Here is a 13,234-nt window from a genome sequence, read left to right as displayed (position 1 = left end):
GCGCCTGACCGGGCCGCCCGGTCAGGCCCGGCGCTCGAGCACGGCCCGCGCGGCTGCGCGCACGAGCGCGACCGTCTGCTCGACGACCGCCCGACGGTCGGCCGCGAACGCCTCGTCGGTCAGGGCCGCGAGGTCGGCGGGGTCGAGCAGGGCCGAGACGTGCAGGTGCCCGCCGGGGACGTCGTGCGCGCCGAACGCCTGCCGCAGCCGGTTGGAGCGGTACATGCTCTCGTTGCTCAGGTAGTCCCCGCCGGTCCCGGCGGCCGGGGTGCTGCCCGCGGTGGGGTCGTCGACCGAGCGCAGCGCCGCGGGGTCGGGGAACGTCCCGGCCGGCCACTCCCGGACGCCGTCGCGCAGCACGACCGGCCAGGGGGCGGTGCCGGCCGCGACCATCGCCTCGTGGGGCAGTGTCGTCTCGATCCACTCCGGCGACGGTTCCGGTTGCGGCCACCGCGCGGCGCGCGCGACGGGGCCGAAGTGCTGGTCGCGGTTGTTGTCCGGGGTGCCGCCGCGGGCGCCGGCGGCCCACTTCTCGACGTCCATCCGCCCCCGCGCGGTCATGCTGATCGTGGTGATGAGGTCGGCCCGCTGCGGACCGGGCCGCAGGACCGGGCCGAAGGCGTCCTCGACGACGCCCTGGTCGAAGTCGCCGTAGTTCACCGGGAGCACGACGGCCCGCACCACGGCGGTCCCCTGCGGGAACTCGAACCGGGCACCGTCGAGCTGCAGCGCGGCGGCGCCGGAGGGGTTGGAGTGCCGCACGTCGGCGTCGAGCTGGTAGACGTCGAACCCGCTGACGGCCACCCGCAGGTCGCCGGGGGCGGCCGTGGGCCACAGCGGCCGGTCGATGCCGCGGGACGTGCGGTCCAGCACGTGCAGCAGGGTGAACCGCTGGTGCTGCACCGCGAGGTGCTCGCTGTCCAGGGTGCGCAGGGCGGCGCTCATCGCGGTCCGCGCCCAGTACAGGGGCCGGTCGTCGAAGCGGTCGAGGGATCCGGCGGGTTCCGGTTCCCGGGCGCGGGCCACCGCGGCGTCCCAGAGCGCGGCACCGTGCCCGCGGACCACGGCGAGGAGTTCGGGCAGCGAGGCCGCCGAGTGCAGCGCGGCCTCGAACGCGGCGGGGAAACGGTCGAACCCGGAGGCGGTGAGGACCTGCTGGGCGACCGGCGCGCCGCCGGGGACGGCGGGCGTCCCGAGGCGGGACTCCTCGACCGTCGGGGGCGCGGGACGGGAGGGGGCGGGGTGCGGTGCGGTCACGATCACCTCGGGTGCGGGGGAGGGAGCGGAGTTGCTCGGAGAAACTTCTCCGACCGTACCCCTTGTGTGATCGTTGAACGATCCCTAGCGTCACCGGAAACGCTCGACCTCCCGTCCGTCCTGGCGAAAGGCGCGGAAGTGCTCGTCCTCCTCGGAATCCTGGTGGTGGTCGCGGGCTTCGCCCTGCGGCTGAACCCCATGCTCGTCGTCACGGTGGCCGGCCTGGTGACCGGTTTCCTCGGCGGCATGTCCCTGAAGGAGGTGCTCGACGCCTTCGGCACCGGTTTCGCCGGCAGCCGCTCGGTCAGCATCTTCCTGCTGGTCCTGCCCGTGATCGGCCTGGTGGAACGCAACGGCCTGCAGGAACAGGCGCGGCGCCTGGTCTCGCGGATGTCCCGGCTGACCACCGGCGGGATCCTCGCGGGGTACTTCGTCGTGCGGCAGGCCACCGCGGCGATCGGGCTCATGAGCATCGGCGGGCACGCCCAGACGGTGCGCCCCCTGGTCGCGCCGATGGCCGAGGCCGCCGCGGTCCGGCGCTTCGGCGAACTGCCCGAGGCGGTCTCCCAGCGCATCCGCGCGTTCGCGGCCAGCACCGACAACGTCGGGGCGTTCTTCGGCGAGGACATCTTCGTCGCCGTCGGCGCGGTGCTGCTCATCACCTCCTTCGTCGACACGACGTACGGCTACACCCTCGCACCGCTGCAGGTGGCGTTGTGGGCCATCCCGAGCGCCGTGGTCGCGCTGCTGATCCACGGGGCGCGCAGCCTGCACACCGACCGCGCCCTGGCCAGGGCGATCGCGAAGACCCGGGCGACGGAGGTGGCGCGGTGATCCAGGTCGAGTGGTTCTACTGGCTCATGGGGTTGTTCTTCGTCGCGGTCGGCGTGCTCGTCGCCCGCGACCGGACGAACCCCCGCCGGACCACCAGCGGTGCGTTCTGGGCGCTGGTCGGGCTCTGCTTCCCCTACAGCTCCTTCGTCGTGACCGGTGCCGCGCCCGCGTGGGTGCTCGGCCTGGGCCTCGTCGTCATCGCCGCGATCGCCGGCACCGGGCGCCTGGCCCGCAGCGGGTCCGCCGCGGCGGCCGGTGCGGCCGGGGACGTCGACGGCCTGGAGGCCGACCGCGGGGGTGAGGGCGCCGGACGCGCCACCGCCCCGCTGCGCGCGGCCGGCACGGCGGTCCTGGCCTCGCGCGAGGCGCTGGCCGCGCGGTTCGGGAACCGGTTGTTCGTGCCGGTCCTCATCATCCCGGTCGTCACCGCGCTGTGCGCGACCGTGGGCAAGGACGTCTCCGTCGGCGGGCAGCCGCTGCTGCAGAGCGGCAGCGAGACCGTCATCGGCCTGGCCGCGGCGGGCATCATCGCGATCCCCGTCGGCATGTGGCTGTTCCGCCAGCGCACCCCCGCGCTCGCGCTGACCGAGGGCCGCCGGCTCACCGAGGACCTCGGCTGGGCGCTCGTGCTGCCGCAACTGCTGTCGGTGCTGGGTCTCGTCTTCGCGACCGCCGGGGTCGGCAAGGCCATCGGGGACACCGTCTCCGCGGTCCTGCCCGACGGGGTGCTGCTGCCGGCGGTGGTCCTCTACTGCCTCGGCATGGCCGTGTTCACGGTCATCATGGGCAACGCGTTCGCCGCGTTCCCGGTGCTGACCGCGGCCATCGGCTACCCGGTGCTGGTGCAGGCGATGGGCGGGAACCCCCCGGCCGTGTTCGCCATCGGGATGCTGTCGGGCTACTGCGGAACCCTGTGCACCCCGATGGCCGCGAACTTCAACGTGGTGCCCGTCGCGCTGCTGGAACTCAAGAGCAACTACGCCGTCATCAAGGCGCAGATCCCGACCGCGGTGCCCCTGCTCGTCGCGAACGTCGTCCTCATGTACGTCCTGGCGTTCTGACGTGACGGACGTCGCCGACCTCGCCGACCTCGCCGAACTCGCCGGGCCGCTCGCCGCGACCGCGGTCGCGAACGCGACCCGGGAGTTCCCGTACGCCCCCGGCACCGTGCTGCGCGGCCCGGAGGACCTCGTGCTGCCCCGCGTCGCGCACCCGGCCTTCCACGGCTGCTACGACTGGCACTCCGCCGTGCACACGCACTGGCTGCTCGTGCACCTGCTGCGCCGGTACCCGTCGGCCCTGGACGCAGCGGCGGTGCGCGCCGTCCTCACCGCGCACCTGAGCGTGCAGAACCTGGCCACCGAGACCACGACCCTGCGCGCGTCGCCGGGGTTCGAGCGCCCCTACGGCTGGGCGTGGCTCGCGGCGCTCGCGGCCGAGTGCCGCGACTGGGCCGACGAGGCCGGCAGCCCCGCCGAGGTCCGGGACTGGGCGGCGGCGCTGGCCCCGGCGGCCGACGCGGTGGCCGACCTGACGCTCGACTGGCTGCCGCGGGCGGGACGGCCCGTGCGGGCCGGGACCCACGCCAACACCGCGTTCGCCCTCGGCCTGCTCCTGGACGCCGCGCCCGGGCTGGGCCGGGTCGACCTCGCCGAGGCGGTGCGCGCGGCGACCACCGCCTGGTTCGGGCCCGACCGCGACGCACCGCTGCGCTGGGAACCCTCGGGGGAGGACTTCCTCTCGCCCGGCCTGGCCGAGGCGGACCTGGTGCGCCGCGTGCTGCCCGCGCCGGAGTTCGGCCGCTGGCTGGACGGTTTCTGGCCCGGCCTCGCCGCGGGCGGGCCCCGCGGCGTGCTGGAACCGGTCGCGGTCGCCGACCGGGCCGACGGCCGCCTCGGGCACCTCGACGGGCTCAACCTGCACCGGGCCGCGGCCCTGCGCGCCCTCGCCACCGCCCTCGGCGCCGACGACCCCCGCGGCGCCGTCCTGCGCGGGTCCGCCGCGGCGCACCGGGCCCGCGGGCTGGAGGCGCTGGCCGGCGACGGCTACCTCAGCACCCACTGGCTGGGCACGTTCGCGGTCCTCGCCCTGCGGGACTGAACCCGCGGCCCGCGAGCGACGTCGGAGCGGACCGCCGCGGTGGCGCCGGCGGGTCGCCGGCGGGTCGTCGGCGTGCTCCACCGGACTCCGTCGACGGTGGGACCCGGCTCGTCGGAGAGCGACCGCAGACGCCGCTGACTACTCTGCTCAGCACCTCGCTCAGGTCGTGCGGGTCGTCCGGTCCGCCGAGGAGTCGCCGCATGGATCGTTTCGAACTCGACGTCAGCGCCCCGGAACTCCCCGCCGACTTCACGGCCACCGGTGCCGCGTCGACGCTGCCGCTGCGCCCGTCGGGGCTGATGGCGCAGTTGCAGGAGGTCGTCCTCGACGTCTTCGCCGACTCCGACGAGCTCCTGGCCCTGGACGCGGTCCGGCAGGAGGTGTGGCTGCGCCTGCCGGAGGACGTGCGCGGCTCCTGGTGGGTGCTGGTGATCGGGGGCAACATCAGCGCGACGCTGGCGCACCTCAGCGACACCGGTCACCTGGTGAGGCACCGCAGGGGCTGGAGCAGGCGCCACCCGTCGCGCGGGGACGAGGCGCCTGCCGCCGCAGCCCCTCGGCGCGCCGCCCGACCGCGCGAGACCCCCCGCGCTCCCCGGTCCGGCGCGGCCCGCGCGTCCGGTGGACCGGATCGCTCCGGTCCGCCCCGTCAGGACGGCCCTCCGCCGCTGGCCGACGGCTGGGAGCAGGACCCGCTCCTCTGACCGGCCCGACCGCGGCCGGGGTCCGGGCCCGTCGCCGGGGCGACGCGCCAGAGTTGAGCGGAACAAGCTCAAGTCTGGCAGAGTTGTCACCAGCGACCGCAGTCGTCCACCCCGTCTGGAGGTAGTCCGTGGACCTCAAGCTCACCACCCGCGCCCAGGAAGCCCTGGCCGACGCCGTCGGCCGTGCCACGTCCGCGGGCCACGCGCAGGTCGAACCCCTGCACGTCCTCGCCGCCCTGCTCGGCCAGGACAACGGCGTCGCCGGGCACCTCCTGCAGGCCGTCGGCGCCGACCGGGCCACCGTCGTCCGCCGGGTCGACGGGGCCCTCGCCTCGCTGCCCAGCGCGTCCGGCTCCTCCGTCAGCCAGCCGCAGCTGTCCCGCCCCGCCCTGGCCCTCATGCAGGCCGCCGGCGACGAGGCGCGCGCCCTCGACGACGCCTACGTCTCCACCGAGCACCTGCTGCTCGGCGCCGCCGCGTCCACCTCGGCCGCCGGGGAGGCCCTGCGCGCCGTCGGCGCCACCCGCGACGCCCTCCTCGACGCCCTGCCGTCCGTGCGGGGCGGGGCGAAGGTCACCTCGCCCGACCCCGAGGGGACCTACAAGTCCCTCGAGAAGTACGGCGTCGACCTCACCGAACAGGCCCGCCAGGGCCGCCTCGACCCCGTCATCGGCCGCGACGCCGAGATCCGCCGCGTCGTGCAGGTCCTGTCCCGCCGCACCAAGAACAACCCCGTCCTCATCGGCGAACCCGGCGTCGGCAAGACCGCCGTCGTCGAGGGTCTCGCCCAGCGCATCGTCGCCGGCGACGTCCCCGAGTCGCTGCGCGGCAAGCGGCTCATCTCCCTCGACCTCGCCTCCATGGTCGCCGGGGCCAAGTACCGCGGTGAGTTCGAGGAACGGCTCAAGGCCGTCCTGAAGGAGATCACCGACTCCGACGGGCAGGTCGTCACCTTCATCGACGAACTGCACACCGTCGTCGGCGCTGGAGCCGGCGAGGGCGCCATGGACGCCGGCAACATGCTCAAGCCCATGCTCGCCCGCGGCCAGCTCCGCCTCGTCGGGGCCACCACCCTCGACGAGTACCGCGAGCGCATCGAGAAGGACCCCGCCCTCGAACGCCGCTTCCAGCAGGTCTTCGTCGGCGAACCCTCCGTGCCCGACACCATCGGCATCCTGCGCGGGCTGCGCGAACGCTACGAGGCGCACCACAAGGTCGCCATCTCCGACGCCGCCCTCGTCGCCGCCGCCACGCTGTCCGACCGGTACATCACCGCCCGCCAGCTCCCGGACAAGGCCATCGACCTCATCGACGAGGCCGCGTCCCGGCTGCGCATGGAGATCGACTCCTCGCCCGTCGAGATCGACGAGCTCCGCCGTTCCGTCGACCGCCTGAAGATGGAGGAACTCGCCCTCTCCAAGGAGGACGACGCCGCCAGCCGCGAACGTCTCGGCGCCCTGCGCCAGAACCTCGCCGACAGGCAGGAGCAGCTCACCGCCCTCACCGCCCGCTGGGAGCAGGAGAAGGCCGGCCTCAACCGCGTCGGCGACCTCAAGCACCAGGTCGACGAACTGCGCTCGCAGGCCGAACGCCTCCAGCGCGAGGGTGACCTCGGCGGGGCCAGCGAGATCCTCTACGGGCGCATCCCCGCCCTCGAACGCGAGCTCGCCACCGCCGCCGAAGCCGAGCAGGACGTCGCCGTGACCGCACCCATGGTCGCCGACGAGGTCGGCCCCGACGACATCGCCGAGGTCATCGCCGGCTGGACCGGCATCCCCGCCGGCCGGCTGCTCGAGGGCGAGACCGAGAAGCTGCTGCGCATGGAGGAGTTCCTCGGCGCCCGGCTCATCGGCCAGACCGCTGCGGTGCAGGCCGTCTCCGACGCCGTCCGGCGCTCGCGGGCCGGGGTCAACGACCCCGACCGGCCGACCGGTTCGTTCCTGTTCCTCGGGCCCACCGGGGTCGGCAAGACCGAACTGGCCAAGGCGCTGGCCGACTTCCTCTTCGACGACGAACGCGCCATGGTCCGCATCGACATGAGCGAGTACTCCGAGAAGCACGCCGTCGCCCGGCTCGTCGGGGCCCCTCCGGGGTACGTCGGGTACGAGGAGGGCGGTCAGCTCACCGAGGCCGTCCGGCGCCGGCCCTACTCCGTCGTGCTGCTCGACGAGGTGGAGAAGGCGCACCCGGAGGTGTTCGACATCCTCCTGCAGGTCCTCGACGACGGTCGCCTGACCGACGGCCAGGGCCGCACGGTCGACTTCCGCAACGTCATCCTCGTGCTGACCTCGAACCTCGGGTCGCAGTTCCTGGTGGACCCCGAACTGTCGCAGGCCACCAAGCACGACGCCGTCATGACGGCCGTGCGCCAGAACTTCAAGCCCGAGTTCCTCAACCGGCTCGACGACGTCGTGGTGTTCGACCCGCTGTCGACGACGGAACTGTCCCGGATCGTGGAGATCCAGGTGCAGAAGATGGCCGAACGGCTCGCCGACCGTCGCCTGGTGCTCGACGTCACCGACGCCGCGAAGGACTGGCTGGCCCTGACCGGCTACGACCCCGCCTACGGGGCCCGGCCGCTGCGCCGGCTCGTGCAGCGCGAGATCGGCGACAAGCTGGCCCGGGCGATCCTGTCCGGCGAGGTCCGCGACGGCGACACCGTCGAGGTGGACGTCGCGCGCGGCAGCTTCGACCTCGACGACCCGGCCTCGGGCACCTCGGGGCTGGTCGTGCGGCGGGCGGAGACGGCCGTCTCGCTCTGAGCGGTCCCGCACGGTCCGCGGAGGGCCGGGGGCGTCTCCTATCTACTCAATAGTAGATAGGATGGTCCCCGGTCCGGACCCCGGGCCACCCGGTGGTGCGGGGACGCGGGCCGGGCGTCACGCGAGGAGGGGTGATCCCGATGGACCGGATCCTGTTCGGGGCGGCGTACTACGACGAGTACCTGTCCGGCCACCGCATCGAGAACGACCGCATCACGACCGACATGGCGATGATGCGCGACGCGCACTTCACCGTCATCCGCATCGCGGAGTCCACGTGGAGCACGCTGGAACCCCGGCCGGGCGTCTTCGACTTCACCCACGTCGACCGCGCGCTCGACGCGGCCGAGGCGTTCGGGCTGAAGGTGATCGTCGGCACCCCCACGTACGCGGTGCCCGCGTGGCTGGTGGCCACCTACCCCGAGGTGCTCGCCGTCACGGACACGACCGATGCGCCCCGCTACGGCGCGCGGCAGATCATGGACATCACCGCACCCGCGTTCCGCCTGCACGCCGAGCGGGTGATCCGGGCCCTGGCCGAGCGCACCGCGGGCCGCGAGCACGTCATCGGGTTCCAGATCGACAACGAGACCAAGTACTACGACGCGGCCTCGCGCTCCGTGCAGCGCGGGTTCGTCCGCCACCTGCGGGAACTGTTCGACGGCGACCTCGACGCCCTCAACCGCACCTACGGCATGGACTACTGGTCCAACCGCGTCGACGCCTGGGAGGACTTCCCCGACGTGCGCGGCACGATCAACGGCTCGCTGGCCGCGGCGTTCGACGCCTACCGCCGCGGGCTGGTCACCGAGTACCTCGCGTGGCAGGCCGGGATCGTGCGCGAGCACGCCCGGCCCGGCCAGTTCGTCACCCAGAACTTCGACTTCGACTGGGCCCCGGGCTGGTCCTACGGGCTGCAGCCGTCGGTGGACCACTTCCGGGCCGCCCGCACGGTGGACCTGGCGGGGACCGACATCTACCACCCCACCCAGTCGCGGCTGACGGGCAAGGAGATCGCCTTCGGCGGCGACGTGGTCCGGTCCCTCAAGGGCGGCGCGAACTACCTCGTCGCCGAGACCCAGGCGCAGGGTCAGATGGGCTGGCTGCCCTACCCCGGGCAGCTGCGCCTGCAGGCCTGGAGCCACCTCGCGAGCGGCGCCTGCGGGGTCGTGTACTGGCACTGGCACTCGATCCACAACTCCTTCGAGACGTACTGGAAGGGCGTGCTGAGCCACGACCTGGAGCCGAACCCGACGTACGAGGAGGCCGGGGTCTTCGGGGGCGAGGTCGAGCGGCACGCGGCGTCGATCACCGGGCTGCGCAAGCGCAACCGCGTCGCGGTCCTCGTCAGCAACGAGGCGCTCACGGCGTTGCGGCTGTTCCGGCTCGAGACGGGGTTCATGTTCGGTGAGTCGGCCGGCTACAACGACGTGCTCCGGCGGGTCTACGACGCGCTGTTCGAGCTGAACGTCGAGGTCGACGTCGCGCCGTTCGACGCCGAGGACCTCGGTGCGTACGAGGTCCTCGTCGTGCCGGCGCTCTACACGGCGCCGCAGTCCACGGTCGACGCGCTGCGCCGGTACGTGCAGGACGGGGGGAACCTCGTCGCGACGTTCCGGACCGCGGTGGCCGACGAGCACCTCACCGTGTGGGCAGACCGCGCTCCGCACGGCCTGACCGACGTCTTCGGCGTCACCTACAACCAGTTCTCGACGCCCGACGGCGCCCGGCTGTCCTTCCGCGACGGGTTCGCGGGCGCAGCCGACGCGGCCGCCGAGGTCGTGCTGGAACTGCTGACCCCCGCGGAGGGGACGGAGGTCCTCGCCCGCTACGACCACCCGGCGTGGTCGGGGTACGCGGCGCTGACCCGCAACGCCTTCGGGGAGGGGACCGCGACGTACCTGGCGACGCTGACCGACCCCGTGACGCTGCGGGCCGTCCTGGGGGACCTGCTGCGCGACGCGGGCGTGTGGGACTGGCCGCAGGACCTCGCGCGCAGCGCGCCGACGGTGGCGGTGCGGCGCGGCACGAACGGCCGCGGCCGGGCCGTGACGTACCTGCTGAACTACTCGGGTGCCCCCGTCGCGGTGGCCGCTCCCGTCGCGGGCCGGGACGTCCTCGGTGCCCGGGACGTGACCGTGGGTCAAGAACTCACCGTCGGGCCGTGGGACCTCGTGCTCCTGGAGGGCTGAGGGACCGCACGCAGAAGGGCCCGTCCCCCGAGGGGGACGGGCCCTTCGCCGTGCGGGGGGACGTCAGCGCACCGAGCGGATCCGGGTGATGGCGAACGCGCCGAGCAGGGCCGTGACGATCGCCACGGGGAACACGAGGCCGTAGCCGCCGGTCGCCACGACGAGGGAGGACGTGATGAGCGGGCCCACGGTCTGCCCCGCGGTGGTCGACAGGTTGAGGATGCCGAGGTCCTTGCCGGCGTCGGCCTGGTTCGGCAGGACGTCGACGTTGAGGGCCTGGTCGACGGACGTGTAGACGCCGTAGCCGAGACCGGCGATGGCGGCGTAGGCGAACATGCCCCCCGGCGTCGGCCACACCCAGGGCATCGCGATGCCGACGGCGAACAGGGCGCTGGACAGCACGACGGGCAGCTTGCGGCGGCCGATGAGGTCCGAGACCGGCCCGGAGACGAGCGAGCCGACGAGGGACACGACGAGGGTGATGACCGACATCGTGGCCAGGGTCGCGGCCGACCGCGCGGTGCTCTGCCCGAGGTGGTCCTGGACGATGTAGAGCTGGTAGGCCGAGATCATCTGGTAGCTGACGAGCATGAACAGCCGGCCGGTGAACGCCTTGTAGAAGTCCGGCGCCCTGCGCGGGGGCCGGAAGCTGACGAGGACGTCCTTGAGCGTGGCCGGCGCGGTCGGCAGGCCGGCCGGCGGGCGCTCGCGCGGCCACAGCACCACGGCGACGATCGCCGAGACGGCCATGAGCACGCCGCCGAGGACGAAACCCGTGAGGCCGCTGGTGATGAGGGCCGCACCGACGAGCGTGCCCAGGGGTGCGCCGACGGACAGGCCGGTGCCGTAGAACGCGGACATCGTGCCGCGCAGCCGGCCCGGCACGCGGTCGCTCAGCACGGCGACCGCCGGGGCCAGCATCATGTTCAGCCCGACCATCGCCACGCAGTACACGAGCGTGATGAGCGCGGCGCTGTCCACCACGCCCATGCTCAGCATCGCCGCCCCGCCGAGGAGACCGCCGCCCACGACCCAGGGCGTGCGCCGGCCGAGCGGGCTGCGGGTGCGGTCGGAGAAGTTGCCGAACACGAGGTTCGACACGAGCGAGACGACGGCCGTGACGGCGTTGATCGACCCCAGCAGGGTCTCGGGCGAGGAGATGCCGATGTCCTTGAGCCGCTGGGGGAGCAGCACCGCGGAGATCGTCATCAGGCCGATGATCCACAGCAGCCCGAACAGCAGGAACCCGGCGCCGAAGCGGACGGTCGTGGCGCGGTCGAAGCGGCGGCCGGTGTCGGGCGCCAGGTCGTCGGCCAGGTCGGCGCCGGTGTCGGCCGCGGGGTCGACGGCTCCGGGCGGGAGCAGGGGAGGGACGGCGCTGCTGTGCGTGTCCATGGCACCTTCTTCGGTCCTGGGAGGGGACGACTCCACCTCGAGACGTCGTGGAGCAGCCCTGCACCCCACTATCTACCGATCTGTAGATAGCAGGAAGTTAAGCCGACACCCGTCGGTTGTCAACGCGGTCGCGACGGGGGGCCGGGGTGCCCGCGCGGATCAGTACGGTGAGCCGGTGACCCCCTCCAGCGCCGCCCCGGCCCGCCGAGTCCGGATGACGCGCGAGGCCCGGCGGGCGCAGATCGTCGAGGTGACGACCCGGATCATCAGCGAGCGCGGGTACGCCGCCGTGTCCCTCGACGACGTGGCGCGCGCCGTCCCCATGACGCGGGCCGGGCTGCTGCACTACGTCGGGTCCCGGCAGGGGCTGCTGCAGCTCGTCGTGGAGCAGGGGTACGACCAGCGCTTCGACCCCGAGGACTTCGTCGCCACCGGGGACCCCGGCGCCACCCACCCCGACGGGGTGTCCTTCCCGGCCTACCTGCGCTACCTCGTCGCCCACAACGCCGAGGACCTGCGACTGCTGCGGCTCTACGTCGTCCTGGGCGCCGAGGCCCTCGTCGAGGACCACCCGCTGCACGAGTACTTCGACCGGCGGCCCGAGCAGGTGTGGGAGCTGTACTCCGCGACCCGGTGGCGCCTGCCGGCCGGGGTCGGGGGCTGGGACGGGATGCGCGACCTCGTGCAGATGGCCCTCGCCGCCATGGACGGTCTGCAGCTGCGGGCGTTCCGCAGCCCTCCCCTGGACCTGCCCACCGCCTGGGCGGGGTTCGAGCGCGTGCTCTTCCCCTCGCCCGTCTGGGACGGTTTCCGCTGACCCGTGCGAGGCCGCCGGGTCGAGCGGCGGACGGGGCACCACCGCAGGACCCCGTCCCGCCCGCAGCACGGCCACGGACGTCGGGGGAGCCACCCGGCCCACGACCGCGTCGGCGCTGCTGGTCCGGAAACCCTCTGGCCGTCCGGGTGCGGACCCTGCCACGGTGGCCGGGTGGAAGGAGCCGGAGGCAACCGCGTCCGCTGGCAGGACCTGCCCGCGGCGGTGCACGACGCCGTCGCGCAGGTCCTGGGCTCGCCCGTGGTGCGGGCCGTCTCGCAGTCCGGGGGTTTCTCCCCCGGTTCTGCGGACCGGGTGCTCGCCGCCGACGGCTCCCGGGCGTTCGTCAAGGCCGTCAGCCCACGCCAGAACGCCGACAGCCCCGCGCTGCACGCCCGCGAGGCCCGGATCGCGCGGTCGCTGCCCGCAGGGGTTCCCGCCCCGCGACTGCTCGGTGCGTCCCTGGTCGACGACTGGCAGGTGCTCGTCCTGGACGAGGTCCCGGGCCGGCAGCCCGAGCTGCCCTGGCGGCACGAGGACCTCGACCTCGTGGTGCGGGCGCTGGAACGGCTGGCCGAGGTCGCCACCCCCTGCCCGGTGCCCGGCCTGCCGACGGCCCGCGAGGCGCTGACCGGGGAGCTGCCCGAGGAGGCGCTGCGACTGGTCGGCGGGGACACCCTCGTCCACCTGGACCTGCGCGCCGACAACCTCCTCGTCGGCGGTGGCCGGGCGTGGCTGGTCGACTGGCCGCACGCCTGCGTCGGCGCTGCCTGGCTGGACCTGCTGGCACTGCTCTTCGAGGTCGACCGCCTCGGCGGGCAGGACCTGGCCGAGCGGACCCTGCGCACGTCGTCCCTGACCCGGGACGTCGACCCCGCCGTCCTCACGACGGTGCTCGACGGGTTCAGCACCTTCTTCCTCGACCGGGCCGCGCAGCCCGCCCCGCCCGGGCTGCCGACGCTGCGGGCGTTCCAGCGGGCCCAGGGGGAGGGGCTGGCGCGCTGGGTCGCCCGCCGCCGCGCGGTCTGACGGCCGTCGACTCCGCGCGGCGCGGTGGTGGGCCGGGGCGACGGCCGCGCAGCCGGCGAACACCGGCAGCGGCTGCACGTCGTCGTCGTCCGGCGGACCGTCCTCGACGCGGTGGACGTCCAGGCCGGGTGCGGCTCGTGGGGGCGG

At 74.0% G+C, this 13,234-nt stretch carries 10 protein-coding genes; 8 read left to right on the top strand and 2 right to left on the bottom strand.

Annotated elements, in window-relative coordinates; translation table 11 throughout:
* Positions 1–21: 21 nt before the first annotated feature.
* Positions 22–1,257, bottom strand: coding sequence for a hypothetical protein (locus CLV37_RS08390; protein ID WP_106209085.1), 1,236 nt, complete (start codon positions 1,255–1,257; stop codon positions 22–24).
* A 138-nt stretch (positions 1,258–1,395) separates the two neighbouring features.
* On the opposite strand from CLV37_RS08390, the gene CLV37_RS08385 reads away from it, so the two are divergent.
* The 6 genes from CLV37_RS08385 to CLV37_RS08360 all read left to right on the top strand — a co-directional run bounded on the left by CLV37_RS08385 (position 1,396) and on the right by CLV37_RS08360 (position 9,849).
* A complete protein-coding gene (locus tag CLV37_RS08385) occupies positions 1,396–2,091 on the top strand; it encodes a DUF969 domain-containing protein (protein WP_106209083.1) in 696 nt (231 codons plus the stop codon).
* Positions 2,088–3,152 (top strand): DUF979 domain-containing protein, encoded by a 1,065-nt coding sequence (locus CLV37_RS08380; RefSeq protein WP_106209081.1) that lies wholly within the window; start codon positions 2,088–2,090, stop codon positions 3,150–3,152. Before CLV37_RS08385 ends, CLV37_RS08380 begins: the two co-directional genes overlap by 4 nt.
* A 1-nt stretch (position 3,153) precedes the next feature.
* Positions 3,154–4,191 carry a DUF2891 family protein gene (locus tag CLV37_RS08375; protein WP_106209079.1) on the top strand — a complete coding sequence of 346 codons (1,038 nt, stop codon included), beginning with the start codon at positions 3,154–3,156 and terminating at the stop codon, positions 4,189–4,191.
* A 200-nt stretch (positions 4,192–4,391) separates the two neighbouring features.
* Positions 4,392–4,895 carry a hypothetical protein gene (locus CLV37_RS08370; protein ID WP_106209077.1) on the top strand — a complete coding sequence of 168 codons (504 nt, stop codon included), beginning with the start codon at positions 4,392–4,394 and terminating at the stop codon, positions 4,893–4,895.
* Positions 4,896–5,023: 128 nt separating this feature from the next.
* Entirely contained in the window at positions 5,024–7,657 is a 2,634-nt protein-coding gene (gene clpB / locus CLV37_RS08365; protein WP_106209075.1) for an ATP-dependent chaperone ClpB, read from the top strand.
* 140 nt (positions 7,658–7,797) lie between these two features.
* A complete protein-coding gene (locus CLV37_RS08360; RefSeq protein ID WP_106209439.1) occupies positions 7,798–9,849 on the top strand; it encodes a beta-galactosidase in 2,052 nt (683 codons plus the stop codon).
* A 63-nt stretch (positions 9,850–9,912) separates the two neighbouring features.
* Here the strand turns inward: CLV37_RS08360 and CLV37_RS08355 are convergent, their stop codons facing one another.
* Complete coding sequence (locus CLV37_RS08355) at positions 9,913–11,244, bottom strand: MFS transporter (RefSeq protein WP_106209073.1); 1,332 nt, start codon at positions 11,242–11,244, stop codon at positions 9,913–9,915.
* 175 nt (positions 11,245–11,419) lie between these two features.
* Here CLV37_RS08355 and CLV37_RS08350 point away from each other — a divergent pair, with 175 nt between their 5' ends.
* On the top strand, positions 11,420–12,061 hold the full coding sequence (locus CLV37_RS08350) for a TetR/AcrR family transcriptional regulator (RefSeq protein WP_211298489.1): 642 nt from the start codon (positions 11,420–11,422) through the stop codon (positions 12,059–12,061).
* A gap of 171 nt (positions 12,062–12,232) precedes the next feature.
* Positions 12,233–13,087, top strand: a complete 855-nt coding sequence (locus CLV37_RS08345; RefSeq protein WP_106209069.1) for an aminoglycoside phosphotransferase — start codon at positions 12,233–12,235, stop codon at positions 13,085–13,087.
* Positions 13,088–13,234 lie beyond the last annotated feature (147 nt).

Source organism: Kineococcus rhizosphaerae (assembly GCF_003002055.1).
Classification (GTDB): domain Bacteria; phylum Actinomycetota; class Actinomycetes; order Actinomycetales; family Kineococcaceae; genus Kineococcus; species Kineococcus rhizosphaerae.
The sequence above is the reverse complement of the archived record's forward strand: the minus strand, read 5'-3'. Positions and strand labels throughout refer to the sequence as shown.